The following is a 24,422-nucleotide window of genomic DNA, read 5'->3' on the forward strand; positions in this document are numbered from 1 at the left end:
GGAATCCGGGGGTGGGATCAGCGCACAGCCGGCGGCGGCCCCGTCGTGTCCCCCACCCGCAACTCCGAGATGAACGACGCCGGCTGCGGCTCCGCCCCCTCGAGCATCGCCAGCGCAGCACGAGCGGCAGCCTGGCCCTTCTGCACGAACGGCTGCACGAGCGTGGTCAGGTGCCGGATCGGCGTGCGGTGCAACAGGCTGTCGTCCACCGTGATGCCGTCGAACCCGACGACGCTGACGTCCTCGGGCACCCGCAGCCCGGCGTCGAGGGCAGCCGAGATCACCCCGACGGCGATCAGGTCGCTCTGGGCGATGACGGCGGTGGGGCGAGGGCCATCGGCAGCGAACAGCTCCACGCCGGCCAGGCGTCCTTCTTCCACCGAGCTCCCCGCCGTCTCGACCGCCACGGCGGAGGGGTAGACCTCGCGCACGCCCCGCAGTCGCTCCAGCGTCGTGAACGCGATGCCCGACGCGAACCGGTCGTCGTCGACCGGCCCCCGCCGACGAGCAGCGTCGAGCGGCAGCGTCACCACCGTGACGTCGGCGTGCCCGAGGTCCTGCAGGTACGCAGCAGCACGGCGCGAGGCATCCCGGTTGTCGAGCTGAACAGGGACGGCACCCTCGATCTCGTCCGCCTCGATCGCGACGACGGGGATCTGCCGGCGCCGCAGCACCGCCACGGCCGGGTCGATCCGGACGTTGCACCCGACGAGCACGACGGCGTCCATCGGGGCATCGACGAGGGGGCCGGCTCCCTGTTCGTCATCGAGCGGACTCCGGACCAGCAAGAGCGAAGCGCCCGCAGCCCCGGCGACCTCGGCGATGCCGTCGAGCGTCAGGACGTTGACGGGGTCACGGAAGGCATCGCTCAGACGCTCGTCCATGACGACACCGATGACGCCCGAACGCCCTCGGCGGAGCGAACGCGCACGGGGGTCGGGGCCGCCGTAGCCGAGCTCTGCGGCGGCGGCGAGGACTCGGGCCTTGGCGTCCTCGGACACCGGGCCGCTGCCGCTGAACGCGAGCGAGGCCGTCGACGGCGCGACACCGGCGGCGCGGGCGACCGCGGCCAGCGTCGGGCGCGACGGACGGGTGCCGCCGCCGCGGGCAGGCGACGCGCCGAGTGCTGTTGCCGGTTCGTCCATCGCCGGTTAGCGTAGCGGGAACAAGCGGTCGAATCGATTCGATAGCGGCCGACCCCGAACAAAACGCGCAGCGCGACCCGCACCACGACCACCAGCAACGAAGCACGATGGGACCACCATGACGACGCCGTCCACCCGCACCGTTCCGACCACCAGGGCCTGGATCATCGCGGTGTTCGTGGTGTTCACCCTGTCCGGGCTCGACATCGCGACGTGGCTCGGCCGGATCCCGAGCGTCCGCGACTCCCTCGGCGCGAGCACGTTCGAGATGGGTCTGCTCGTCCTGGGCATGGCCGTCGGTTCGATCGGTGGCCTGACCTTCGCCGGCCACATCGTCGCCAAGCTCGGCGCACGCCGCGGGATCCAGATCGCCGCCGCCTGTCTGGCACTCGGCATGGTCTTCGCCGGCATCGCGGTCACGCTCGGGTGGGGCTTCGCCGCCATCTGGATCGCCCTGATCGCCTTCGGGTTCGGCAACGGCCTGTGCGACGTGTCGATGAACGTGTCCGGTGCCGCAGCCGAGAAGGCCGGCGGGCGCACGATCATGCCGCTGTTCCACGCAGCGTTCTCCCTCGGAACGCTGGCGGGCGCCGGGCTCGGAGCGCTGGCCGAGCGGCTCGAGATCCCGGTGTCCGTGCACTTCATCGTGCTGGTCGTCATCACGAGCGCCGTGATGCTCGTCGCCGTCACGAAGTTCCAGGACGAGCACCGCTTCGCCGAGCAGGTCTCCACCGACACCAGCCCGGTCGCCACGCCGCTCACCCGCATGCAGGTCTGGGCGCAGCCGTCCACGATCCTCATCGGTGTGATCGTGCTCGGCATGGCCCTGGCCGAAGGCTCCGCGAACGACTGGCTGCCGCTCGCGATGATCGACGGCCACGGGCTCGACAACGCCGCCGGTGCCGGCGTGCTCACCGTGTTCCTCGCGGCGATGACCGTCGGTCGCGTCGCCGGCAGCCCCCTCATCGACAAGTTCGGGCGCGTCCCGATCCTGCGCATCAGCGCCGCCGTCGCGGTGGTCGGCCTCGGCATGCTCATCTTCATCGACAACGTGCCGCTCGCGATCGTGGGCGTCGTGCTCTGGGGCCTCGGTGCCAGCCTCGGCTTCCCGATGGGCATGTCGGCCGCTGCCGACGACCCCCGCACGGCCGCCGCCAAGGTCAGCGCCGTCGCGACCATCGGGTACGTGGCGTTCCTGGCCGGTCCTCCGCTCATCGGGTTCCTCGGCGAGCACGTCGGACTGCTCGGTGCGCTCCTGGTCGTCTTCGTGTTCATCATCGCGGCGGGACTCGCGTCGGGTGCCGCCCGTGAGACCGGCGCCGCCGCCAGGCCGACCCGCGGGGGCGGCGACGGACACGGCGGGGGCGAGCCGCGCCTCCCGGCCGACAGCGCCGACAACGTCGACAACGCGACGAGCGCGCCGTCCGGGTCGGGACGCGACGCCCGTTAGGCTTCCCGGGTGCGTCTCGTCATCGCCCGGTGCTCCGTCGACTACGCGGGCCGGCTCTCAGCCCACCTGCCGCTCGCGACCCGTCTGCTCATGCTCAAGGCGGACGGCTCACTGCTCGTGCACTCCGACGGTGGCAGCTACAAGCCGCTGAACTGGATGAGCCCGCCGTGCTCGATCGAGATGAGCGAGCCGGACGAGGAGCAGACCGTCGGTGGCATCACCGAGGTCTGGACGGTGACGCAGAAGAAGACCCAGGACCGCCTGATCGTGTCCATCCACGAGGTCATCGCGGACCAGACCCACGACCTCGGCGTCGACCCGGGCCTGGTGAAAGACGGGGTCGAGGCGCACCTGCAGCAGCTCCTCGCGGAGCAGATCGAACTGCTCGGCGACGGCCACACGCTGGTCCGCCGCGAGTACATGACCGCCATCGGGCCCGTCGACATCCTGGCGCGCGACGACGCCGGCGCGAGCGTCGCGGTCGAGATGAAGCGCAACGCCAACATCGACGCGGTCGAGCAGCTCACGCGCTACCTCGAGCTCATGAACCGCGATCCGCACCTGCGGCCGGTGCAGGGCGTGCTGGCGGCGCAGACGGTGGCGCCGCAGGCGCGCACCCTCGCCGAGGACCGCGGCATCCGCGTCCTCGTGCTCGACTACGACGCGATGCGCGGCATCGAGGGCGGGCACACCCGCCTGTTCTGAGTGCGGAGCGGCGCGTGCGTGTTGGTGCGGCGTCGCGTTGGTGGGTTGGTGCGTTGCCCGCCGGAACCAGGTTCCGGACACGGAACCGCGGAATCGCGTGGTGCTGTGTCCGGAACCTGGTTCCGCCCGACGGCCCGACCGGGAGGCCCGGCGCACGTCCGCCCCGTCGCGCGCGGCACCAGGGTGGTCCCGTCGACCGCCGCCGGTAGGGTGGGCAGGACATGACCAGCCCGTTCTCCGCCATCCTGTTCGACCTCGACGGCACCATCAGCGACTCCGCGCCGGGCATCCTCGAGAGCCTGACGCACACCTTCCGCACCGTGGGCGTCCCGGTGCCCGACCACGACACCCTGATGTCGTTCGTCGGCCCGCCGATCATGGACACGTTCCGGGTCGCGATGGGCATGGACGAGGCGCAGGCGGAGCACACCCTCGCCGTGTACCGCGAGCACTACTTCTCGCACGGCGCCCTCGACTCGACGATGTTCCCCGGCATCGACGTCGTGCTCCGGACGCTGCACGACGCGGGGCTGCCGATCTCGACCGCGACGAGCAAGCCCGAGACGCCGGCGACGTACATCCTCGAGCACTACGGGCTCACCGGGGACATCGACATCATCACGGGTGCCAGCGACGACGAGGTCCGGTCGAGCAAGGCCGACGTCGTCGAGGAAGCGCTGCGCCGCCTCGACGCCCGCGGGTTCGACGTCAGCCGCCCGGTGCTCATCGGCGACCGGGTGCACGACGTCGAGGGCGCCACGGTGCACGGCGTCCCGGTGGTCTTCGCCGAGTGGGGGTACGGCTCCCCCGCCGAGGCCGAGGGCACCATCGCCACGGCCGCCACCCCGCTGGACCTGCTCCCGATCCTGCTGCCGTGACGGACGGGACCGATGCGACCGGCGGGACCGACGCGACCGACACGACCGGCGGGACCGACGCGACGAGCGGGCGCGGCCGGACCGACGCGACGCGGCAGGGGCTGCGTGCCGCCGCGTGGGTACTGCCCGCCGCCATCGTCCTCATCGCACTGAACTTCCGCGGGCCGATCGTCGCGACGGCCCCGGTCATCGGCGACGTCCGGCTCGACCTCGGCCTGACGTCCACGATCGCCGGGCTGCTGACGACGATCCCCGTGCTCTGCTTCGCCCTGGCGACGCCGTTCGCCAGCTGGGTCATCGCGAAGGCCGACCCCGAGCGTGCGGTGTCCCTGTCGCTCGTCATCGTGCTCGCCGGCACAGTGGTGCGTTCGATGCCGTCGTCCGCCGCACTGCTCATCGGCACCGCGGTGATCGGCATCGGCATCACGATCGGCAACGTGGTGATCCCCGTCGTCATCCGGCGGGACACCTCGCCGGAGCGTGTCGGCCTGGTCACCGGCGTCTACACGTCGGCGCTCAACGTCGGGTCGATGATCACCTCACTCGCGACCGCTCCCCTGGCGGCGCTGTGGGGTTGGCCCGTCGCGATCGCCGTGTGGGCGGTCTTCGCGGTCATCGCCGGGTTCGCCTGGACGTACGCGGTGGGTGCCCGGGCCGCGTGGCGCCGCCCGGTGCGCTCCGACGACGACGAGCCCCTGCCGATCACCGGTCCGATCGACCAGGTGCTCGACACCGGGGCGATCCGGACGATCCGCGCCGACCGGGCCGCGGCGGCCGCTGCTGCCACCGCCGCCGAGCCGGTCCGTCCCGCACGACGACTCATCACGTGGGGGCTCACGCTGGCCTTCGGTGGCCAGGCGTTCTCGTACTACGCCCTGACCGCCTGGATCCCGACCCTGCTGCACGACGAGATCGGGTTCTCGAAGGCGTCGTCCGGGGCGAGCTCGTCGGTGTTCCAGATCCTGGCCGTGGTCGGTGCGCTCGGGGTCCCGCTGCTCGCGGCGAAGTGGCGGCCGCGGGCGATCATCGCGCTCGTCGCGTTCCTGTGGCTGGCGATGCCCCTCGGGCTGCTCTTCGCCCCGCAGCTCTGGTTGCTGTGGTCGGTGCTCGGCGGCGCGGCCCAGGGCGGCGGCATCACCGTGATCTTCATCGTGATCGTGCGGATCGTGTCGAGCGACGCCGATGCCCGTCGGATGTCCGCGTTCGTGCAGGGCGGCGGGTACCTGATCGGCTCGGCCGGGCCGCTCGTCGCCGGGGCGCTGCACGGTGCGACCGGGGACTGGACGGCACCGCTGCTCGTCGTGCTCGTGTCGGTGCTGACGCTCGGGGTCGTCGGCACGCTCGCCGCGCGCCGCGTGTCCTGAGCGGCGCCGCGCCCGCTGCACTGCGCTGCGGTGGCGCTTCGTGAGCAGAAATGGTCGGGTCGCCGCACCTGACCCGACCATTTCTGCTCACGAAGTCCCGCCCGCGCCCCGCCCGCGCCCACTACCGCGCGGCGAGCACCTCGCGCAGCGACATCGGGCGCCGGCCGGTGATCCGCTCGACGTCGCCGGACACGTGCGCGAGAGCCCCCTCGGCGATCGCCGTGTAGGTACTCACCCACGCATCGGCCTGCCACGGCTCGGGGTTCCACTGCGCACGAGACGCGTACGCCTCGTCCAACGTCTCCGGGTGGTACGTCACCGTGCGGCCACGCGCCTCGGTCACCACCGCGGCGGCTTCGGCGAGCGTGAACGCCGCCGGCCCGGTCAGCTCGTACGTGCGGTCCACGTGCGCACCCGGGTCCCGCAGCACGGTGGTCGCGACCCGTGCGACGTCCGCACGGGCGACCGCCGCCATGGCGCCGTCGCCTGCCGGCCCGCGGATCACGCCGTCCTCGCCGACCAGGTCCTCGACGAAGTCCAGGTAGAAGCTGTCCCGCAGGAACGTGTACGCCGTGTCGGTCGCGCGGATCGCCTGCTCGGTCGCCCAGTGGTCGCGCCCGAGGGTGAAGGTCGCGTCCTCGGCCGCGCCGAGGAACGACGTGTAGACGACGTGCCGCACACCGGCTTCGGCAGCTGCTGCGACGAAGGTGCGGTGCTGGTCGAGCCGGTCCTCGGCCTCGGCCGCCGACACCATCAGGAGCACGTCGACCCCCTCGAGCGCCGCCCGGCTGGCGTCGGCGTCGGCGAACGTCGCGACCGCGACCTCGGCGCCGGGCAGCTCCGGCGCGCGCGCTGCGTCGCGCACGATCATCCGGAACGGCACGCCGTCCGCGGCGAGCGCGCGTGCGACGGCGCCCCCGATGTTGCCGGTCGCTCCGGTGATGGCGATGGTCATGGTCGCTCCTTCGATCGGTGTCGCGTCGTTCTGATGGTCACGTCCGCACCGTCCTGGAGGCACGGATCACCGTGGGCGCGACCCTCGCCGCGTTCACGCCGTCGACCTCCACCGCCCAGGCGCGCGCGGCGTCGTGGTCGCGTCCGTGACGCATGTGCCGACCGACCAGGCGGTTGACGCGAACGCCGTCGTCGACGGTGCAGAACCAGGTCTCGGTGAACAGGTCGCCGAGCGCTGCCCACGGTTCGGCATCGTCGAGCAGGTAGTTCCCCTCGGAGACCACGAGCCGGGCGGTCGGCGGGACGGCGATGCTGCCGGCGACGGGCTCGTCGATGCGGCGGTCGAAGTCCGGCGCCCACACGGTGGTGTCGGCAGCGACGAGTCGTCGGACCAGGGCGACGTAGCCGTCGGCGTCGAACGTGTCGACGGCCCCCTTGCGGTCGTGCCGGCCGAGGGCGTCGAGCGCCGCGTTCGACAGGTGGAAGCCGTCCATCGGCACCTGCACCGCCGTGCCGGCCCCGAGTCGCTCGTCGACGGCGGCGACCACGCGGCGGGCCAGGGTCGACTTGCCGGCACCGGGAGCACCCGCGATGCCGAGCACTGCCCGGGGCCCCGCCGAGGCCAGCTCGACCGCACGCTCGACGGCGTCGTCGACGCTGCTGTCCGGGTGGCTCACGGCCCCATCCTGGCAGAGCGCGCCGACACCGGACCGGGGTGGTTCACTGGCGGCATGGTCGATGCGACGAAGGCGTTCAGCGGGTTCTCGGTACGGGACGTCCCGGAGGCGAAGGAGTTCTACCAGGACGTCCTTGGGGTCGAGGTCTCCGAGGACCACGGCATGCTCTTCCTGCAGCTCGGCGACGGCCACGGTGTCCTCGTCTACCCGAAGGGCCCTGCGCACGAACCCGCGGCCTTCACGGTGCTGAACTTCCCCGTGCCGGACGTCGACGCCGCGGTGGACGAGCTCACCGCGAAGGGCATCACGTTCCTGCAGTACGAGGGGATGACCGACGAGAAGGGCGTGAACCGCAAGGGCGGGCCGCTCATCGCCTGGTTCACCGACCCGTCGGGCAACGTCCTGAGCGTCGTCGCCGAGTGAACATGTTGTATTCAGAAAGCTCGCGCCGGCCCCACTGACCGCCCTACCGTCGTCCCACACCGACGAGAGGACGGCCATGACCGCTGTAGTGGGACGACACTGGACCCGCGAGGAACTCCTCATCGAACGCGCGCGGGTCCGGGCGCAGTGGGACCTCGATGAACGAGAGTTCGCGCCGACCGAGCAGTGGCGCGATCTCTTCACCGACGAGTACCTGCCTCAGGACTGGCTCGACAGCATCTCATTCCTGCTGGGCGAGCGATGACCGAGTCAGCCACGCCGGTACCCACTGACGTCCTGGCACAGTTCGCGACGCTGGCCGCCGGATGAGGGGTCAGCGGGTGAGCGCACCCGCCCACGCCAGTGCGACGGGTACGAGCAGCCCGTGCCGGTGGTGCGGGAGCTCGGCGATGGGCAGCCAGCGCGACTCGTCGGTCGACCCGTCGATCTCGTCGCGCAGCGTGCCGCCGACGACCGTCGCGCGGAACACGACCTGCACGGCCTTCATCGGGCGACCGTTGGCGTGGATCCGGCGCTCCGCGGGGACGACGTGGTGGCGGACGCCGAGCAGCGCGCCGACCTCGGACTCGTACCCGGTCTCCTCGCGGACCTCGCGCACGACAGCCTGCTCGACGGTCTCGTCGAACTCGACGCCACCGCCCGGCAACGTCCACGTGCCGGCTTCGGGGAAGCGCAGCTTCGCCAGGAGCACCCGGTCACCGTCCGTGATCACGCCGTACGCGGCGAGCCGGGTGTCGTAGTCGGTGTACTCCATGGGCCGACCATGCCAGGTGGGCGAGCCGACGCACGCAAGCCGCGCCGTGCCTCCCGTCCGTGCTCCCGCTCGGAGCCCTCAGGCGTCGACGCGCGCTGCTGCCCAGCCGACCCGCATCCGGGCGACGGCGCGGTCGAAGCCGCTCAGCGGCTCGGCGTCGTCGCGGACCATCGCCTGCAGCTGCAGCCCCTCGAACAGTGCCATGAGCTGCTCGGCGGCGTGCCGGGGCGAGGCGCCCCGTGGCTCGCGGGCAGCGACGACGTCACGGACCAGGGCGAGGGTGAGGTCCTCGAACGCCCGGGTGTACTGGGTGCGGAACCACCCGGCTGCGGGGTGGCCGGGGTTCGACGCGGCGCTGAGCACGGCGATCCGGAGCCGGACGAGGGCCGGGTCCGTGATGCCGGCCTCGAGCCGGGCACGCAGGTACGCGACGGCACCGTCCCGTTCGGCGACGGGCCACAGCGCGAGTCGGCTGCCGTTGTTCCACCGGTCGATGACGGCGACGACGAGGAGTTCCCACATCGGGAACGCTCTGCTGACCTCGGCGACCGGCACCTCGGCGTGCTCGGCGACCTCGTCCGGTCCGACCCGGTGGAAGTCCGTCGCGCGGTACGCCGCGATCGCACCGGACACGATGCGTGCACGGAGATCGGCGTCGGGCGTGGGCATGCTGACGATTGTCCGGTCCCGGGGGCGACCACGCGACCGCCAGTTCAGGGGGCGCGAAGACGGCCAGTGCCGATCGAAGGTCAGTGCCAGTCGAACGTCAGTGCCGGTCGAAGGTCAGTGCCGATCGAAGGTCCGTGCCGATCGAACGTCAGGGCCGGTCGAAGGTCAGCGTCTCGTCGTCCGGGGCGGTGACGGCGCCGGTCCGGGCGAACTCGGCCCAGATCGCACGGAAGGCCCGGCCGCGCCGCTCGACCTCGGGCCAGTCGCGCTCGGGGACGAAGCGGGTGCCGGCCCAGGCCTCGCGGCCGCCGAGCAACAGCGGCAGGTCGCTCATGTGGACGGCGCCGGTCGGCGCGGTCGTCACGCCACGGAGGAGCCGGTAGGACGTCGCTCGCCCGCCGGCTCGGCGGTGCCGCGCGGTGAAGCGTCGGACGTCGCGGCCGTAGATGACGTCGGAGAGCGGACGGACCACCCACCAGCGGAGCGCCGGGCGCAGGATCCGTGACCGAGCGACCCGCGACAGACCGCGGACCAACGGCACGTACATGCCGGTCTCGTCCGTCGCGGAACCGATCAGGACGTCGACGTCGGGAGCGACTCGGCTCCAGGCGTCGTCGAGGTCGCGTTCGACGGGCAACGGGGCGAACCCGTACTGGGTGCCGAACGGCATCCCGCCCGCGAGTCCGTACGGCGCGGCCGCCCGGGTGCCGAGGGCCTGCCGTTCGAGCAGGTCGTCGAGCGGGGTGTCGGCGTGCACGGCACCGACCGCCCGGATCATCGCGCGGTTCATCCGGGAACGACCGCGCGAGAGCCCGAGCGGTGCGCTCTGGATGATCGCCCGGCGGAACAGCCCGGCCGCGCCGTCACTGATCATCAGGTGGGCTGCTGCGTCGCCGCCGGCCGACTGCCCGAACACCGTGACGAGGTCGGGGTCGCCACCGAACGCGGCGATGTTCGCCTGCACCCAGCGGAGCGACTCGAGCAGGTCGAGCAGCCCGAGGTTCGCCGGGATCGACGCCCCGTCGCCCAGGAACCCGAGGACTCCGAGCCGGAAGGTCACCGACACCACGATCACGCGCTGCTCGGTCACGAGGCCGCGGGCGTCGTAGATCGGCAGGTCGCCGCCGCCGATGACGTACGAGCCACCGTGGATCCAGACCATCACGGGCAGGCGCTCGTCGGGCGTCACGTCGGCGGGCAGCGTGATCGACAGGCGCTGGCAGTGCTCGTCGACGGTGATGTCCTCGACCTCGCCGAGCAGCTGGTCGACGAACTGCGCGTGCGGCTGCGGCGCCACGGGGGACGGCGTCGACGCGTGCAGTTCGCTCGCGAAGGGCGGCATCGGCTCCGGCGGCGCGAACCGGTCGGCCCGCGCGTAGGGGATCCCGAGCACGCGGACGACGTCGCCGTCCACCGTCCCGACGATGCGGCCGACCGGGGTGTCGAACGGGGCAGGCGTCGCGTCGAGCATGGGCTCCACGCTACCGAGGGTCGCTGACCCGCTCGTGGGTCGGTTCGGCGACCGGACGCAGCGACCCGGATGCGGCGAAGGCGGCCACGAAGAGCACGGCGATCAACCAGAGCGCGCTGAGCGCGCCGACCTGCTCGGCGATCGCGCCGATGACGGGCGGGCCGGCGAAGTTCGCGAAGTACCCGATCGACGCGACGACGCTGACCCGGGCAGCCGGGTTCGGGCCGCTCTGCGCCGCTGCCGACATGCCGAGCGGGAACCCCATCGAGACGCCGACCGCCCAGAGGACCACGCCGATGAGCGTGAGCCACCAGGTCGTGCCGACGATGAACAGGACGGCGCCGAGGATGCCGAGCGCGGTCGTCCAGCGGACCGTCCGGACCCGTCCGAGCCGATCGACGACGGGGCCGGCGAAGACGCGCGTCGCGGCCTCGGAGACCGCGAAAACGGTGAAGAAGAGTGCGCCGACCGTCGCCGTCTGGCCGTGTCCGTCGGTGGCCGCCAGGGCGAGCCAGTTGTTCGCCGACCCCTCGCCGAGTTCGACGCCGAGCATCACGACGCCGATCAGCAGCAGTCGGACGTCCGCCCAGCCGCGCGCCCACTGCCGCAGGCGCTGCCGCGGGGTGAGCGTCGTGTCGTGTTCCTCGGCGCGCGTGCCGTCCGGGATCGCACGCATGGCGATCACGCCGACCACCAGGATGACGACGGCCTCACCGATCAACTGGGCCGAGGGGGTGATGCCCAGCCATGCGCAGAGGGCGGCGATCCCGGCGCCGAGAGCCGCGCCTCCCGACCAGGCGGCGTGCATCAACGGGAGCAGCGTGCGACCGGCGAGCGCCTCGATCGCCGTGCCCTCGACGTTCGCCATGACGTCGAGCGCGCCGATCCCGGCACCGGCCACGACGAACCCGACGCTCGCCAGCGGCACGGAGTGCAGCGCAGCGGCGATGCCGATGAGTGCCAGTGCGGCGGGGACCAGGACGGCGACCGCCGTCAGGGCGCGTCGGCCGCCCAGGCGCCGGAGCAGCGGGGCGGCACTGAGCAGCCCGCCGATCGAGCCGATCGTGACACCGCCGAGCATGAGACCGATGGTGCCGATGTCGACACCGAGCTCGACGCGGAGCTCCGGGAGCCGGGGACCCCAGCCGGCCAGGCTGATCCCGCCGATGGCGAACGCGACGATGATCGCGTTCCGCCACCCGGCGAGCTGGCTGCGGTCCACGTCGACCCCGGAGGTGTGCATCCGGCTATCGAACCCGCTTGATGGGGATCACCACAAGGGCACCGATGATGGCGATCGCACCGGCGGCCCAGCACATGAGCGTGTAGTTGTCGGCGGCGTCGCCCGACCCGATCTTCAGGAAGAACAGTGCGACGGCCGGAGCGAGCGACTGCGGCAGCGCGTTGGCGATGTTGATGACCCCGAGGTCCTTGCCGGGGCGGTCGGCGTTCGGCAGCACGTCGACGACGAGCGCCGTGTCGATGGCCGAGTAGATGCCGTACGCGAAGCCCATGATGACCTCGGCCACGTAGAAGCCGTTCACGGTGTCGGCGTGCGCGAGCACGACCAGGCCGACGGCGAACATCGCCGTCGAGCCACCGACGAAGACCTTGCGCCGGCCGATCTTGTCGGACGCCCAGCCGGACAGCGCCGCGCTGATCAGGAGCGCGATCGTGTAGAGCAGCACACCGAAGGCGACGGCCGCGGTGGCCTCCTTCGCGTCCTCGATGCCGAGGTGCTTCTCCATGTAGAGCAGGCGGTAGGTCGTGAACATGAAGGTGGCGAAGATGATCAGGAAGCGCGACCACCAGGCGAACGCGAAGTCCGGGTTCTTGATCGGGTTCGTCCAGAACGAGGCGATGAGGTTCAGGAACGTGAACTTCTTCAGCTTGTACGTCGGCAGGTCGTCACGGGCGACCACGGCGTACACCGCGACGAGGATGATCGCCAGGATGCCGGGTGCGATGAACAGCACGGGCAGGTTCGCGACGAAGAACACCGACAGGTAGGTGCCGGCGAGCACGGCGATGTTCTGCGCGAGGGCGATGATGCTCGACGAGCGGCCGCGCTGCAGCTGGGGGACGTTGTCGGCGAAGCTCGCGAGCAGGGTGGCCAGCGTCGCGTTGGCGGCGAGCTGGGCGAGGAGCCAGGCCAGCGTCAGGTTCAGGACGTCGGGCGAGTAGGCGATCCAGGCGAGGGCGATCGCGAAGACGACGACACCGCTCAGCAGCCAGGGCCGACGACGACCCCAACGGGTGCGGGTGCGGTCGGACAGCGCGCCGGCGAGGGGGTTCATGATGAGCGCACCGAACGCGCCGATCGGCAGCACCGAGCCGATGACGTTCGCCGCGTCGTCGCCGACCAGGGCCTGCGCCTTGAGCTGCATGCTGACGTAGACCGGTGCCATGAGTGCGACGAAGAGGCCGAACTGCCCGAGGAACAGGGCGATCTGGTAGCCGATGCCCACCTTCACGGTGCTGATCGGCTGGGTGATGCCCTCTTCGGGGTGCAACAGTGCCGGGCTGCCGGGTTCGGGTGTGCTCATGACGCCTCCTCGAGTCGATGCTGGTGGCCAAAACCGTCCTATGCACGGTTTTGACTGGCTGAGCATACATCGACAGGTGTCGTTCATGTACCGACGTGCGACACGGGGGGACGCAAAAACTACACACCGGGTGGTTTTTGGGGTAGCGTCGTCATCGATCTCGCCGTGGAGCATCGCTCCTCGACGGACTGCGACACCCGGTGCTTCGACACCTGGGAGTCGCGACCCCCAGACAGGACCGAAGGAGCCTCTGCAATGCCCACCACTTCTGTGCAGCTGTACTCGCTGCGAGACGCCATCGCCGAAGACCTCGACAAGGCCATCGCCCGCGTCGCCGAGATCGGGTACGAGAACGTCGAGCCCTACGCGTTCGTCGAGCGTGCCACGGACCTCGAGCGTGCCTTCGCCGCGACCGGCCTCAAGGCGCCGTCCGGCCACGTCGCCGTGATCGACGCCGAGGACACCGCGCCGATCTGGGACGCCGCCGAGCGCCTCGGAATCCAGACGGTCATCGACCCGTTCATCCCGACCGACCGCTGGCAGACCGCCGACGACGTCGCGAAGATCGCCGAGCGCGTCAACGTCCTGACCGCCGAGGCAGCCTCGCGCGGCCTGCAGTTCGGCTACCACAACCACCAGTGGGAGTTCACGAACAAGGTCGACGGCCGCACGGTCTACGACCACTTCGTCGAGCAGATCAGCCCGGAGACGGTGCTCGAGCTCGACACCTTCTGGGCCACCGTCGGTGGCGCCGACGCCCCCGCCGTCCTGAAGGCACTCGGCGACCGCGTCGTTGCCATCCACGTCAAGGACGGCAAGGTCGACGGTGACATCCTCACCGCACTGCCCTCGTCGGAGAGCGCGCTCGTCGTGCCCGAGGCGCTGCAGCGTGCGTTCGAGAACCAGACCCCCGCGGGCCAGGGCGACGTGAACGTGGCGGGCATCCTCGCCGCGGCGCCGCAGGCCATCCGCGTCGTCGAGTTCGACGCCTACTCCGGCGACGTCTTCCAGGGCATCACCGAGTCCCTCGCATGGCTGAAGGACAACGACAAGTGAGCCGCATCGGAGTCGGCATCATCGGTGCGGGGAACATCTCGGACCAGTACCTGACGAACCTGACCCAGTTCGCCGACGTCGAGGTCCTGATGGTCGCCGACCTCATCCTCGAGCGCGCCGCGTCGCAGGCCGAGAAGTACGGCGTGCCCGCGTCCGGCACGGTCGAGGAGCTCCTCGCCCGCGACGACATCCAGATCGTGGTGAACATCACGATCCCCGCCGAGCACGCCAAGGTCGGGCAGCAGATCATCGCTGCCGGCAAGCACACCTGGAGCGAGAAGCCGGTCGCGACGAACGCCTCGGACGCGCAGGAGCTGCTCGCAGCTGCTGCCGCCGCCGGTGTCCGCTACGCCTGCGCTCCCGACACCGTCCTCGGTGCCGGCATCCAGACCGCCATCCGCGCCATCGCCCGCGGCGACATCGGCACGCCGCTCACCGCGACGACGATGTTCCACGTGCCCGGACCGGACCAGTGGCACCCGGACCCCGAGTTCCTGTACGCCCAGGGCGCCGGTCCGCTGTTCGACATCGGCCCGTACTACGTCACGACGCTCCTGCACGCCTTCGGCGCCGCCTCGCGCGTGCAGGCCGTGTCGTCGAAGTCCCGCGAGACGCGCGTGATCGGTTCCGGCCCCCGCGCCGGCACCGAGTTCGCCGTCGAGGTGCCCACGCACCACGCAGCGCTCATCTCGTTCGAGGGTGGCCAGTCGGCCCAGACGACCCTGTCGTTCCAGCACGCACTGCCCCGCAACGGATTCGTCGAGATCAACGGCTCCGAGGGCACCATCGTCCTGCCGGACCCGAACGTCTTCGACGGCGACAGCACGCTGTGGACGCTCGGCAAGGACGAGCCGACCACGCTGACGCACAAGGGCTCCACCTGGGGCCGTGGCACGGGTGTCGTCGAGCTGGCCCGCGCGATCGCCGAGGGCCGCCCGGAGCGCGCCTCCGGTGCCGTCGCGTCGCACGCGCTGGACGTCATGCTCGGCATCCGCGACGCCGCCGAGTCGGGTCAGTCCGTCGAGATCACCTCGTCGATCGACCCGATCCAGCCGCTCCCCGAGGACTTCGACCCCGCCGCCGCGGTCCTCGCCGAGGCCGCGAACGCGTAGTCACGTCGTGCGTCGCGCACCGCGCCGCACTTGGTGAGCAGAAATGGTCGGGTCCCGAACGGGGACCCGACCATTTCTGCTCACGAAACGCACGCGCCACGCACGGACGCACGCACCACGCGCGCACGCGCCGCGCTCACTCCGGCGGCGCGGGCACGATCTGCTCGAGCAACCGCAGCACCTTCTCGCCGTCGACGGCCTCGGGGTCGAGCAACCACTGCACCTGCAGCCCGTCGGACGCCGCGATGCTCAACGAAGCGAGGTCGACCGGGTCCAGGTCGCCGCGGATCCGTCCCGCCGCCTGGTCCGCCGCGATCAACGCGGCCAGGTCGGCCCGGAGCCGCGTGAACCGCTCCCGCATGAAGTCACGGGTCGCCGGGTGCCCCTCCTGCACGGCGTCGGCCGCGAGCGTCGTGTAGAGCTGCACCAGGCCCGGCACCGCACGGTTGCGCGAGGCACTGTCGCGCATGTCCCCGATCGCCGACTTCAACCGGTCGGGCGCCCCCTGCTCGCGCACCTCGTGCTCGCGGTAGACGGCGAGCAGCAGTTCGTCACGGCTGGGGAAGTAGTGGCGGAGCGCCGCGTGGGTGATCCCGAGGGCCTCGGCCACGGACCGCAGCGACGATGCGTCGACGCCCTGTTCCGCGACCATGCGGATCATCTCGTCGAGGATCTGGGTCCGGCGCTCGGCTCCCTTGCGGTACCCGCCGCGTCGCGGCGGGGCCGCGTCGTCGTCGGCGGGGTGCGTCATGCACCCAACTTACCGCTGGAAGGTTTTTCCGCCACCGTCTGGAGGCCCGCAGCGATCCGGTACCGCGCCTCCCGTCGACGGGTGGTCGCGTCGACCGCCTCGGTCGCGTCGGTCCGGTCGCGTCGGTCCAGCCCGCTTCAGCCCGGGCTCGTCAGTCCTGGTCGTCGACGGTGTACTCGTCGATCGCGTCGGCTCACCGTCGGCGAGCGCGTCGACGATCCTGGTCAGCGACTCCGCGAGGACGGCGTTGTCGGCGTCGGACAGGTGGTCGAGGACCCCGACCACGGCCTCGTGGAAGCGGGCGTACGAGGCATCGATCTTCTCGGCGGCCAGGTCGGTGGGTTCGAGGACCTGCGCGCGACGGTCGGTGGGGTGCGCGGTGCGGACGAGGAGTCCTTTGTCGACGAGCGAGTCGACGAGCTTCGTGACCGAGGCGTTCGACACCGTCAGCATGACGGCGAGGTCCTTCGGCCCCATGGTCCGGCCGTCCCGGTGGGCCTGCAGCATGTACCGGATCGCCAGCGACTCGTTCTTGCTCAGCCCGCTCTCGATGCGTGCGGACTCGATCTGCTGCTCTTCGGCGTGCTGGAGGCGCAGCAAGGCGTCGACGGCGGTCTTCGCGGCCTCGGATCGGGGCTCGTGGGCGTAGAGGTGGACGTGCTCTCGACGGACGACGGTCAACGGCATGTGATCATGCGCTCCTTGCTACGCGGCGGGGACGGTGAAGAAGTCGGCGTACGCCGGCTCGGCGCGACCGGCGAGGAGCGACGGGTCCTCGATGCGGCGCTCGACGTAGGCGTCGATGACGGCCGGGTCGGTCAGACCGATGCGGGTGTGGCTGCCACCGATCCGTGCCGCCCGAGGCATCCCGGAGTACGTGCTGTGCATGTCTGATCCCGCCCTTCTGCGGCCGTTCGTCCCCTGCGGACGCTCGAACTCTTTCATGACGTGAACGTTTTTCGCAACGAACGGTTCGCAAACTGTACGTTTCGCGCGCCGAACAGTTCGCGTCGCACATCAGTGCGCGGCGGCGGCCTGCGGTCGAAGACCCTCCGATACGCTGCACATCAGATGCCACTCTCGCCGGGGAGTGCATCCGGGCAAAGTTGAAGCCCACCACCGCAGCAACGGTGGTGGGCTTCGATCAGCTCTCCGAGTGGAAAGCCAGGGAAACAAGTCTTCCCGAGCTGAGCGCTCGGGAGCAAGTGTACGCGGGCACGCTCGCGTACGCATCCCTGGCTCTCCGCTCTTTCGTGTCGGCCGGCTGACACCGAGAGGAGGACTCGATGTCGAAGGACAACGAGTCCGACCGCAGGCGTCAGGTTCCGTGGTTGGGGATCGCGAGCTTGCTCGTGACCGTGGCGCGGTTCTTGTACGACCTGGGGCGGAAGGGCTAGGTGCTCGAGGCATCCCGCGGCGGTTCCATCGTCGCGGGATGCCTTCCGGAGCCGTCAGGCCATCGCTGCGGCCATCACCGCCACCGCGATCCCCATGGCGAGCGTCTCGACGACGGGGAGCGCGCGGGTCCGACGCCGGATGCCGTCCCGCACCATGTGGGCGGTGAGCAGCAGGTAGCCGACGGTCAGGCCGCCGAGGACGACCTGCCACGTCATTGCGACTGCGCCGCCGTGTCCGTGCACGCCGACACCCGCCATGCCGGACATGCCGGGGTCGTGCGCCATGCCGACGCCCAGCGCGCCCATCACCAGCAGACCGAGCGCCGCGTGCAGTCGCCCGAACCGACCGTGCGCCGACGCGACCCGGCCCGCCGGAGCCGACCCGGGCCTCCCGTCCGAACCAGACGCACCAGACGCACCAGACGCACCAGACGCACCAGACGCACTCTGCACCCGGTGCACCGCGGCGACCACCACGGCGAGCAGCGCGAGCACCACGAACCAGAGCACCCCGGGCAGCACGCGCGGCCCGAAGGCCCCGTCCACCATCGCGGCCACCATCACCACTGCCGCCACCACGTCGACCGCACGGCCGGGGCGCCACGCCCCGACCGTGCAGCAGGCCCCGGCGGACGCCGGCACGATCGCGGCGAGCCCGAGCAGGTCGGTCACGTCAGTGTCCGTGCCCGTGGTCGTGCTGGTGCTCGGCTGCGTCGTGTGCGGCCCCGACGGCGCCGGAGACGTGGTGCGAGCAGTGCGACCCGGCGGACGCCCCGATGGCCGCCGGCACGTTCAGCGCCGGGTTCCGCGGGAAGAACCCGTACGGCTTGAGCGTGAACTTGGCGTAGTCGACCGGCATGACGGGCCAGTCCTCGGGCCGCGGGAAGTGCGTCGGGCCGAAGGTGTGCCAGAGCACGATGTCCTCGCCGTCGAGCGGACGGTCCCCCTCGACGTACCGGGCGACCCCGTCGCCGCCGGGGTTCTGGTGCACGAAGTCGCCGGCGGCGAAGCGCTCCGCCGGGTCGTACTGCGTGACGTACAGGTGCTTGCGGGCGAACTCGGCACGGGCTGCGACCGAGGACGAGTCGTCGGCGAGCAGCACCGGGGCGTCCTGCGGGTACAGCACGTAGCCGGTGGGGCGGTCGAGGTGGTTGCGCTCCTCGGTGTTCGAGACGAACCACGTGCGTGCCTTGGAGGCGTCGGCGAGACGGCCGGACGACGACTCCGACGCGATCCGGGTCACCGACTTCGTGAAGGCGTTGCCGTGCTCGTTGCCCGGTCCGACCGGTACCCGCACGGCGTCGACCTCGTCCACGGCGTTCGACAGCCCGTCGACCATCATGTCGAGTCGCGCCGAGAACAGGTGCTGGTGGTAGGGGGCACCGAGGCCGGGGGCGACTTCGGAGGCGTAGGGGTAGTCGTCGCCGGACTCCGAACGGCCCGGGTACGAGCTGGTGAAGAGCACGCCGGTGAGCTTCGCCTCGCACTCGATCGTGCCGTCCAGGTAGAGGTACCAGTAGAAGCCGTAGTCGTAGTTGCCGACGGTGGTGAAGAACGAGATCACCAGGCGGCGGGACCGACGGACCTCCTGCGAGCCGGTGTAGATGTCGCCGTGCTTCCAGAGCGTGCCGAAGTCCTCCTCGTGCATGCAGATGCCGTTGCGGATGGTCTGCGGGTTGCCGAGCTCGTCGGCCAGGACGGCGTCGAAGTACTGGATCTCGCCGACGCAGTCGCAGCCGAGTTCGAGCGAGTTCGTGAAGCGACCGAACAGGTACTCGCCGGTGTCGAAGTAGTTCTGCCAGAACCGCACGGGCGACGGGTCGCCGTACGGCACGAGCATCTCGTCGATCGACGCCCGGTACACGATCGGGCGCAGCCGCTCGCCGTCCTGCCACGAGAGCTGGCGGAGCACGAGTCCCTCGCGGGCGTCGAAGCCGACCTGGAACCGCCAGTTCGCCCACTCGACGAACTCGCCGTCGACGCGGAACGACGGCCCTTCGGGCTGGGTGATGACGATCGGCTTGAGGTCGAGCGGTTCGCCCTGCATCGCCGGGTCGTCGAAGTTCCCCGAGGTGGTCGGAACGGGCATGTCCGCCACGTCCACGATCCGCGTGACGGCCCGGTTCGCGGCGTCGACGTACGCCGACAGGCCGTCGACGGGGTGCGCCCACACGTGGTCGGCCGGGTGGTCCTGCTTGAAGGCGAGCACGCGCAGGATGCGCCGACCGACCTCTTCCGGGTAGTCGTAGTACCCGGCGGACAGCGGCACGCACTTGACCTCGTCGGCGGACAGTCCGCGCTTCGCCAGGGCAGCGACCCAGCGCTCGTCCGCGTTCGCGATCTCGCCGACGGCGTCGAACTCCTCGATCAGGACGGGCAGCTGGCCACGGGACCCGTCCAGCACGTCGGTCCGCAGCACCGCGCCGGTGCTGATCGACACGACGCGGTCGGTGGAGCGACCGGTCGCCATGTCGAGCAGCATCACCCGGGCCGTGCGGTCCGGCAGGGGGCCGTCGCCGGCCTGCCACGCCAGGACCTCCTGCTTGTGCGGCTCCTCGAGGCCGACGTAGGCGAAGCGGGTGGTGTCGGTCCAGTCCGGCTGCGCCGTGACGAGGTCGCGGACGGCGGTGAACTCGTCGGGCGTCAGGCTGCCGAGCGGGTGCGCGGTGGTGGCTGCGTCGGTGGTCACGGTGGTCGGGTCGGTGATCGTCATGTGCGTGGTGCTCCTTGCGCGTTGCGTCGTGCGTGGGGTCAGTTCGGTTCGGCCGGGAGGCGCGTGGTGCGCCCGGCGGGTCAGCTCTCGGTGGCGAGACGGTCGAGCATCAGCTCGTAGCGGCTCCGACTGCGGCGTCGCAGCACCACCGCCTGCACCACGCCGATGACGGGGACGACCACGACCAGGCCGGTGAGCACGATGCTCACGACGCCGAAGACGCTCGCGCCCGAGGCGTCGACGTCGCCGACGAGCGTCGGGAAGTTCACCCAGATCAGGACGGCAGCGGCGACGAGCCCGAGGAACCCGAGGACGGGGGCCACGATGGTGTTCCAGACCCGCCGGTCACCGGGGTTGCGGCGGAAGTACACGATGACGGCGAGGCTCGTCGCGGCCATCAGGATCGCGACGCCCAGGGTGGCGACGCCGGCGAACCAGCTGAACACCTGCAGCACCGGGTCGAGGCCGAGCACCGCGAACAGCACCATCAGCACGGCGGCGGTGACGGTCTGCACCAGGCTCGAGGTGTGCGGCGACGCGTGCTTCCGGTGCACGTCGCCGAGCCGGCCGGGCAGCAGCGACGCGTTCGCCATCGAGTGCTGGTACCGGGTGATCACGTTGTGGAACGACAGGACGCAGGCGAACATGCTCGTCAGCAGCAGCACGTTGAGCACGGCTTCCCCGGCGCTGCCGATGTACTGCGCGGCGGTGGTGAGGATGAGTGATCCGGGGTCCTTCGCGACCTCGGCGAGGATGCCGTCGGGGCCCCACGCCATCACGAGACCCCACGACGCGAGTGTGTAGAAGACGCCGATGCCGATCACGGCCGTGTAGGTCGCACGCGGGATGGTCCGCTCCGGGTCCTTCGCCTCGTCGCGGAAGATCGCGGTGGCCTCGAACCCGATGAACGCGGCGATGGCGAACATCAGCCCGACGCCGGGCGACCCGGACATGATCTGGGTCGGCTCGAACGGTGCGAGGGACAGGCCGTCGGCCCCGCCGCGGAACACGATCGCGGCGACCAGGACGAGCACGATGCCGACCTCGCCGACGAGCATCACGCCGAGCACCTTGCTCGACAGGTCGATGTGCCGGTAGCCGAGCATCCCGACCAGGGCCACGACGACCAGGGACCAGACGTACCAGGGGATGTCCGGTCCGCCGAGACCCGTGACGGTGACGCCGAGCAGGTACCCGATGTACCCGTGCACGCTGACCTGGATGGTCGTGTACGTCAGGAGTGCCAGCGTGGCGGCTCCCGCGCCGGCCGGACGACCGAGCCCGTGCCCGACGAACGTGAAGAACGCGCCGGGCCGCGGCACGTGCCGGGTCATCGCCGCCAACCCCACCGAGAACAGCAGCAGCACGACGGCCGACGCGGCGTACAGCGACGGGAACCCGACGCCGTTGCCGAGCAGCATGCCGAGCGGGGCGGCGCCGCCGACGACGGTGAGCGGGGCGGCGGCCGCGACGACCATGAACACGATCGCGGTGACGCCGAGCGAGCCGCGCATGGTCCGCTGCGGCGTGGGTGCGGCTCCGAGTGACGCGGGGTCCTTCGTGATGCTGGACATCGTGGCCTTCCGGGTGGGTGGAACGGGGTGAGTGGGGATCGCAGGTCGTGGTGCTGGGTGTGACCACGGTCCCGTGCCGCCGTTGCGGTGCCGTTCCACCGGCGTGAAGCCCTGTCGCCGCCGAATGGGACGTGCTCGTCGGAGGCGTCTCATTTGCGTGAGACGCCGCCGAAACACCACCGAGACACGGGCGCAACGGCGCAGCCCTACGGTTGCCGCATGACCGCGCTCGACCGAGCCATCGCCGACCCGCCGCGGGTGCCCGGCGTCGGCACGCGCTCCCCCGTCGACGGGTTGTCGCGGCGGAGCATCGGCCCGGTCGACGTCCTCGCGCAGTCGGTGTCGGCCGTGGCACCGTCCGCTGCCGCGACCACGATCCCGGTCCTCGTCGCGACGGTCGCCGGCCAGGGGGCAACGTGGTCGCTCCTGGCCGCGATGGCGCTGTCGTTCCTGGTCGGGCGGACGGTGAACCAGTTCGTCCGACGCGTCGCCGGCACCGGGTCGCTCTACACCTACGTCTCGCTCGGGCTCGGCCCGGTCGCCGGGGTCGTCGCGGGCGCAGCGCTCCTGCTCGGGTACGGCTTCATCGCGATGTTCTCGCTCACCGGCAGCGGCTACTACCTCGACTACCTGCTGTCCCGCTTCGTGCCGGCCGCCGCCGGCGACGACGCCCTGGTCACGATCGTCGTGGTGCTGGTGATGGGCGCGGCCGTCTTCGCGGTGATCGCGCTCGGAGTCCGGTTGTCGACCCGGCTGACGTTGCTCGTCGAGTCGCTGTCGGTGGCGGTCATCGTGGTCCTGATCGTCGCGCTGGTCGCGCGCCTGCACCCGGCCGACGCCTCCGCGGTCGCCCTCGGGCCGACGCAGCCGGCGTCGTTCGCGGTCGGCACCGCCCTCGCCGTGACCGCGTTCGTCGGGTTCGAGAGCGCGTCGGTGCTCGGTGTGGAGGCCCGGCGCCCGTTCCAGGCGATCCCCCGCGCGATCTCGTGGACCGTCCTGGTCGCCGGGGTGCTCTACGTGGTCAGCGCTGCGGCCCAGCAGATGGGGTTCGCCGCCGTGGGCGCCGACCTCGCGTCGAGCGCCTCGCCCGTGAACGAGCTGGCGAACGCCTTCGGCATGCAGTGGATCGGGTGGGCGCTCGACCTCGGGATCGCGGCGTCGTTCGCGGCGTGCGCGATCGCCTCGACCACGGCGCTCGTGCGGGTCCTGTTCGCGATGGGCCGCGAGGGAGTCCTGCCCCGGGTGCTCGGTCGGGCGTCGCCGCGCTTCCGGACCCCGTTCGTGGCCGGCGCGGTCGCGTGCGGCGTGCTCACGGTGCTGCCGGTCCTCGGCCTGGCGAGCGGGATCCCGACGTGGACACTCATGGAGGCCGAGCTCGTCGTCGCCGCCCTCGGGTACATCGCCGCGTACGCCCTGACGTGCTTCGCGGCCCCGGTGTTCCTGCGGCGCATCGGCGAGCTGACGGCGGGGGTCGCGGTCGTCGCCGTCACGACCGGGGTCCTGCTGACCGCCGTCCTGCTCACCTACCTCGGGGTCGAGGCCGCGTCGTCCCGTTGGCCGGCCGTCGCCCTCGCCGTCGGGACGGTCGCCGCGGTGGTGGTCGCGTTCCTGGTGGCCACGCGTCGGCGACCCTGGCGGCGGGGTCGGAGCCGCGCCGTGTACGACGTGCCGGTCGAGGCGGACCTGCTGGGGGCCTCCCGTCCGTCCGCCGGAACCGGCCAGCCGGCGGAGGTGCGGTGAGCGAACCCGGACTCCGCGCGCGGCAGCCGAAGGCGATCCAGAACGCCCTCGCGGTGCTGGAGGCTGCTGCGCACGCGGGACCGGGTGTCACCGCCCAGCAGATCTCGGACGCCCTCGGGATGCCGCGGGCCACCACCTACCGGCTCATCACGCTGCTCGTCGAGGACGAGTACCTCGTCCGGTTGCCGGACCTGCGCGGCTTCGCCCTCGGCCACAAGGTCGCCGACCTGGCCGGGGTGTCGCCGGCTCCGGTACTCGCACCGCTGCCCCGAGCCGTGCGGTCGGTGCTCGCCGACGTCCGCTCCGCCGTCCGGGCGGGCGTGCACCTGGCGCGCTACGACGCCGCCGGTGTGCGCGACATCGACGTCGACCCGGACTTCCCGCTGCTCGACGAGGCCGCGCTGCGGGCGACGCCCGGGTCGAGTGCGATGGGGCGGTTGCACGCCGAAGGGGGCCTCGGACCGGTGCACCAGGTCGGCGCGTTCACGGCGGGGTTCGGGTGCCTGGCGCTCCCGGTCCGCGGCGAGCGCGGCGAACTCGTGGCGGGGCTGACCCTGTCGGCGCCGGCGGCCCGGGTGTCGTCGCCGGGTGACGCGTTGGTGCACCTGCGCCGGGCAGTGACGCGGCTCGAGCCGCTGCTCGGGTGAGGCGTGGTCACACGTCCGATGTCGCTGCGGCCCGCCGCGAACCGCAGTGCACGGTACTCAGCGCCCGGATCCGCGTCGACGCAAGGCGACGACACCGGCCCAGACCGTGCAGCCGGCGAACCCGAGAACGAGCGCGGACACGACCGGGATCGCGAACGCGTCTCCGATCGACTGCTGTCCGCCGAGCCACACGACGACGAGGAGCAGGACCAAACACCCTGCGGCGATGATCGTCGCGACGTTGCCAGCTGATCGTGAGCCCATGTCCACCTCGTTCCGTTGCGATACCCACCGACACTACGAGAAGAGCATGTGCTCGTCGACCGGCGAGCCGCGACGGGCGGGCAGACTGCAGCGCCCCGGCATAGCGTGGGC

25 protein-coding genes are annotated in these 24,422 nt (G+C 71.4%); 10 read left to right on the forward strand and 15 right to left on the reverse strand.

The window, feature by feature from the left end; all coding sequences use genetic code 11:
* Nucleotides 1-17: 17 nt before the first annotated feature.
* Nucleotides 18-1,145 carry a LacI family DNA-binding transcriptional regulator gene (locus EDF47_RS09790; RefSeq protein ID WP_208320975.1) on the reverse strand — a complete coding sequence of 376 codons (1,128 nt, stop codon included), beginning with the start codon at nt 1,143-1,145 and terminating at the stop codon, nt 18-20.
* A 118-nt stretch (nt 1,146-1,263) separates the two neighbouring features.
* Between EDF47_RS09790 and EDF47_RS09795 the strand changes: the two genes are divergently transcribed.
* The 4 genes from EDF47_RS09795 to EDF47_RS09810 all read left to right on the forward strand — a co-directional run bounded on the left by EDF47_RS09795 (nt 1,264) and on the right by EDF47_RS09810 (nt 5,542).
* Nucleotides 1,264-2,595, forward strand: coding sequence for an MFS transporter (locus EDF47_RS09795; protein WP_243834041.1), 1,332 nt, complete (start codon nt 1,264-1,266; stop codon nt 2,593-2,595).
* 9 nt (nt 2,596-2,604) lie between these two features.
* Nucleotides 2,605-3,300, forward strand: coding sequence for an endonuclease NucS (gene nucS / locus EDF47_RS09800; protein WP_111083752.1), 696 nt, complete (start codon nt 2,605-2,607; stop codon nt 3,298-3,300).
* A gap of 221 nt (nt 3,301-3,521) precedes the next feature.
* Complete coding sequence (locus EDF47_RS09805) at nt 3,522-4,178, forward strand: HAD hydrolase-like protein (protein ID WP_133938039.1); 657 nt, start codon at nt 3,522-3,524, stop codon at nt 4,176-4,178.
* Nucleotides 4,175-5,542, forward strand: coding sequence for an MFS transporter (locus tag EDF47_RS09810; protein WP_347876471.1), 1,368 nt, complete (start codon nt 4,175-4,177; stop codon nt 5,540-5,542). Before EDF47_RS09805 ends, EDF47_RS09810 begins: the two co-directional genes overlap by 4 nt.
* A 121-nt stretch (nt 5,543-5,663) precedes the next feature.
* On the opposite strand, the gene EDF47_RS09815 is transcribed toward EDF47_RS09810, so the two are convergent.
* Both EDF47_RS09815 and EDF47_RS09820 read right to left on the reverse strand, forming a co-directional pair.
* Nucleotides 5,664-6,497, reverse strand: coding sequence for an SDR family oxidoreductase (locus EDF47_RS09815; protein ID WP_133938040.1), 834 nt, complete (start codon nt 6,495-6,497; stop codon nt 5,664-5,666).
* Nucleotides 6,498-6,534: 37 nt separating this feature from the next.
* Nucleotides 6,535-7,173: a nucleoside/nucleotide kinase family protein gene (locus EDF47_RS09820; RefSeq protein WP_123294471.1), complete on the reverse strand. Its 639-nt coding sequence runs from the start codon at nt 7,171-7,173 to the stop codon at nt 6,535-6,537.
* A gap of 54 nt (nt 7,174-7,227) precedes the next feature.
* Here EDF47_RS09820 and EDF47_RS09825 point away from each other — a divergent pair, with 54 nt between their 5' ends.
* Together EDF47_RS09825 and EDF47_RS09830 are read left to right on the forward strand one after the other, a co-directional pair.
* Complete coding sequence (locus EDF47_RS09825) at nt 7,228-7,596, forward strand: VOC family protein (protein WP_131920703.1); 369 nt, start codon at nt 7,228-7,230, stop codon at nt 7,594-7,596.
* Nucleotides 7,597-7,672: 76 nt separating this feature from the next.
* Nucleotides 7,673-7,861 (forward strand): hypothetical protein, encoded by a 189-nt coding sequence (locus tag EDF47_RS09830; protein WP_131878038.1) that lies wholly within the window; start codon nt 7,673-7,675, stop codon nt 7,859-7,861.
* 69 nt (nt 7,862-7,930) lie between these two features.
* On the opposite strand, the gene EDF47_RS09835 is transcribed toward EDF47_RS09830, so the two are convergent.
* From EDF47_RS09835 to EDF47_RS09855, 5 genes are all read right to left on the reverse strand, one after another.
* Nucleotides 7,931-8,371, reverse strand: a complete 441-nt coding sequence (locus tag EDF47_RS09835) for an NUDIX domain-containing protein (protein WP_123294468.1) — start codon at nt 8,369-8,371, stop codon at nt 7,931-7,933.
* A gap of 78 nt (nt 8,372-8,449) precedes the next feature.
* Nucleotides 8,450-9,040, reverse strand: a complete 591-nt coding sequence (locus EDF47_RS09840; RefSeq protein ID WP_133938042.1) for a TetR family transcriptional regulator C-terminal domain-containing protein — start codon at nt 9,038-9,040, stop codon at nt 8,450-8,452.
* Between the two features lie 148 nt (nt 9,041-9,188).
* Nucleotides 9,189-10,511: a carboxylesterase family protein gene (locus EDF47_RS09845; RefSeq protein WP_133938044.1), complete on the reverse strand. Its 1,323-nt coding sequence runs from the start codon at nt 10,509-10,511 to the stop codon at nt 9,189-9,191.
* A 10-nt stretch (nt 10,512-10,521) separates the two neighbouring features.
* Nucleotides 10,522-11,754, reverse strand: coding sequence for an MFS transporter (locus EDF47_RS09850; RefSeq protein WP_131920713.1), 1,233 nt, complete (start codon nt 11,752-11,754; stop codon nt 10,522-10,524).
* Between the two features lie 4 nt (nt 11,755-11,758).
* A complete protein-coding gene (locus EDF47_RS09855) occupies nt 11,759-13,057 on the reverse strand; it encodes an MFS transporter (protein ID WP_133938046.1) in 1,299 nt (432 codons plus the stop codon).
* A 255-nt stretch (nt 13,058-13,312) separates the two neighbouring features.
* On the opposite strand from EDF47_RS09855, the gene EDF47_RS09860 reads away from it, so the two are divergent.
* Nucleotides 13,313-14,113, forward strand: coding sequence for a sugar phosphate isomerase/epimerase (locus tag EDF47_RS09860; RefSeq protein ID WP_173169103.1), 801 nt, complete (start codon nt 13,313-13,315; stop codon nt 14,111-14,113).
* Nucleotides 14,089-15,225, forward strand: coding sequence for a Gfo/Idh/MocA family oxidoreductase (locus EDF47_RS09865; RefSeq protein ID WP_123294463.1), 1,137 nt, complete (start codon nt 14,089-14,091; stop codon nt 15,223-15,225). Before EDF47_RS09860 ends, EDF47_RS09865 begins: the two co-directional genes overlap by 25 nt.
* A 136-nt stretch (nt 15,226-15,361) precedes the next feature.
* On the opposite strand, the gene EDF47_RS09870 is transcribed toward EDF47_RS09865, so the two are convergent.
* The 6 genes from EDF47_RS09870 to EDF47_RS09895 all read right to left on the reverse strand — a co-directional run bounded on the left by EDF47_RS09870 (nt 15,362) and on the right by EDF47_RS09895 (nt 21,660).
* Nucleotides 15,362-15,976 carry a TetR/AcrR family transcriptional regulator gene (locus EDF47_RS09870; protein WP_131844991.1) on the reverse strand — a complete coding sequence of 205 codons (615 nt, stop codon included), beginning with the start codon at nt 15,974-15,976 and terminating at the stop codon, nt 15,362-15,364.
* Nucleotides 15,977-15,985: 9 nt separating this feature from the next.
* A complete protein-coding gene (locus tag EDF47_RS09875) occupies nt 15,986-16,663 on the reverse strand; it encodes a MarR family transcriptional regulator (RefSeq protein ID WP_133938048.1) in 678 nt (225 codons plus the stop codon).
* 18 nt (nt 16,664-16,681) lie between these two features.
* Nucleotides 16,682-16,864: a hypothetical protein gene (locus tag EDF47_RS09880; protein ID WP_123292879.1), complete on the reverse strand. Its 183-nt coding sequence runs from the start codon at nt 16,862-16,864 to the stop codon at nt 16,682-16,684.
* Nucleotides 16,865-17,427: 563 nt separating this feature from the next.
* The gene (locus tag EDF47_RS09885; RefSeq protein ID WP_133938050.1) at nt 17,428-18,045 is read right to left on the reverse strand and encodes a hypothetical protein; all 618 of its coding nucleotides are present in this window, start codon (nt 18,043-18,045) and stop codon (nt 17,428-17,430) included.
* A gap of 1 nt (nt 18,046) precedes the next feature.
* Nucleotides 18,047-20,086 carry a primary-amine oxidase gene (locus EDF47_RS09890; RefSeq protein WP_133938052.1) on the reverse strand — a complete coding sequence of 680 codons (2,040 nt, stop codon included), beginning with the start codon at nt 20,084-20,086 and terminating at the stop codon, nt 18,047-18,049.
* A gap of 80 nt (nt 20,087-20,166) precedes the next feature.
* Nucleotides 20,167-21,660, reverse strand: a complete 1,494-nt coding sequence (locus EDF47_RS09895) for an APC family permease (protein ID WP_133938054.1) — start codon at nt 21,658-21,660, stop codon at nt 20,167-20,169.
* A gap of 219 nt (nt 21,661-21,879) precedes the next feature.
* Between EDF47_RS09895 and EDF47_RS09900 the strand changes: the two genes are divergently transcribed.
* A complete protein-coding gene (locus EDF47_RS09900; RefSeq protein ID WP_133938056.1) occupies nt 21,880-23,400 on the forward strand; it encodes an APC family permease in 1,521 nt (506 codons plus the stop codon).
* Nucleotides 23,397-24,047, forward strand: coding sequence for a helix-turn-helix domain-containing protein (locus EDF47_RS09905; protein WP_243692337.1), 651 nt, complete (start codon nt 23,397-23,399; stop codon nt 24,045-24,047). The genes EDF47_RS09900 and EDF47_RS09905 overlap by 4 nt, the downstream gene beginning before the upstream one ends.
* A gap of 57 nt (nt 24,048-24,104) precedes the next feature.
* Here the strand turns inward: EDF47_RS09905 and EDF47_RS09910 are convergent, their stop codons facing one another.
* On the reverse strand, nt 24,105-24,311 hold the full coding sequence (locus EDF47_RS09910) for a hypothetical protein (protein ID WP_131878022.1): 207 nt from the start codon (nt 24,309-24,311) through the stop codon (nt 24,105-24,107).
* Between the last annotated feature and the right edge of the window lie 111 nt (nt 24,312-24,422).

The sequence above is a fragment of the Curtobacterium sp. PhB190 genome (genome assembly GCF_004365385.1).
Lineage (GTDB): Bacteria > Actinomycetota > Actinomycetes > Actinomycetales > Microbacteriaceae > Curtobacterium.

Excerpts from the sequence above, each read along its gene's own strand:
- EDF47_RS09830 (WP_131878038.1), top strand. The coding sequence starts at position 7,673 with ATGACCGCTGTAGTGGGACGACACTGGACCCGCGAGGAACTCCTCATC.
- EDF47_RS09815 (WP_133938040.1), bottom strand. The coding sequence starts at position 6,497 with ATGACCATCGCCATCACCGGAGCGACCGGCAACATCGGGGGCGCCGTC.
- EDF47_RS09845 (WP_133938044.1), bottom strand. The coding sequence starts at position 10,511 with ATGCTCGACGCGACGCCTGCCCCGTTCGACACCCCGGTCGGCCGCATC.
- EDF47_RS09890 (WP_133938052.1), bottom strand. The coding sequence starts at position 20,086 with ATGACGATCACCGACCCGACCACCGTGACCACCGACGCAGCCACCACC.
- EDF47_RS09805 (WP_133938039.1), top strand. The coding sequence starts at position 3,522 with ATGACCAGCCCGTTCTCCGCCATCCTGTTCGACCTCGACGGCACCATC.
- EDF47_RS09870 (WP_131844991.1), bottom strand. The coding sequence starts at position 15,976 with ATGACGCACCCCGCCGACGACGACGCGGCCCCGCCGCGACGCGGCGGG.
- EDF47_RS09900 (WP_133938056.1), top strand. The coding sequence starts at position 21,880 with ATGACCGCGCTCGACCGAGCCATCGCCGACCCGCCGCGGGTGCCCGGC.
- EDF47_RS09850 (WP_131920713.1), bottom strand. The coding sequence starts at position 11,754 with ATGCACACCTCCGGGGTCGACGTGGACCGCAGCCAGCTCGCCGGGTGG.
- EDF47_RS09795 (WP_243834041.1), top strand. The coding sequence starts at position 1,264 with ATGACGACGCCGTCCACCCGCACCGTTCCGACCACCAGGGCCTGGATC.
- EDF47_RS09910 (WP_131878022.1), bottom strand. The coding sequence starts at position 24,311 with ATGGGCTCACGATCAGCTGGCAACGTCGCGACGATCATCGCCGCAGGG.
- EDF47_RS09860 (WP_173169103.1), top strand. The coding sequence starts at position 13,313 with ATGCCCACCACTTCTGTGCAGCTGTACTCGCTGCGAGACGCCATCGCC.
- EDF47_RS09865 (WP_123294463.1), top strand. The coding sequence starts at position 14,089 with ATGGCTGAAGGACAACGACAAGTGAGCCGCATCGGAGTCGGCATCATC.
- EDF47_RS09880 (WP_123292879.1), bottom strand. The coding sequence starts at position 16,864 with ATGCACAGCACGTACTCCGGGATGCCTCGGGCGGCACGGATCGGTGGC.
- EDF47_RS09895 (WP_133938054.1), bottom strand. The coding sequence starts at position 21,660 with ATGTCCAGCATCACGAAGGACCCCGCGTCACTCGGAGCCGCACCCACG.
- EDF47_RS09855 (WP_133938046.1), bottom strand. The coding sequence starts at position 13,057 with ATGAGCACACCCGAACCCGGCAGCCCGGCACTGTTGCACCCCGAAGAG.
- EDF47_RS09835 (WP_123294468.1), bottom strand. The coding sequence starts at position 8,371 with ATGGAGTACACCGACTACGACACCCGGCTCGCCGCGTACGGCGTGATC.
- EDF47_RS09825 (WP_131920703.1), top strand. The coding sequence starts at position 7,228 with ATGGTCGATGCGACGAAGGCGTTCAGCGGGTTCTCGGTACGGGACGTC.
- EDF47_RS09875 (WP_133938048.1), bottom strand. The coding sequence starts at position 16,663 with ATGCCGTTGACCGTCGTCCGTCGAGAGCACGTCCACCTCTACGCCCAC.
- EDF47_RS09790 (WP_208320975.1), bottom strand. The coding sequence starts at position 1,145 with ATGGACGAACCGGCAACAGCACTCGGCGCGTCGCCTGCCCGCGGCGGC.
- EDF47_RS09840 (WP_133938042.1), bottom strand. The coding sequence starts at position 9,040 with ATGCCCACGCCCGACGCCGATCTCCGTGCACGCATCGTGTCCGGTGCG.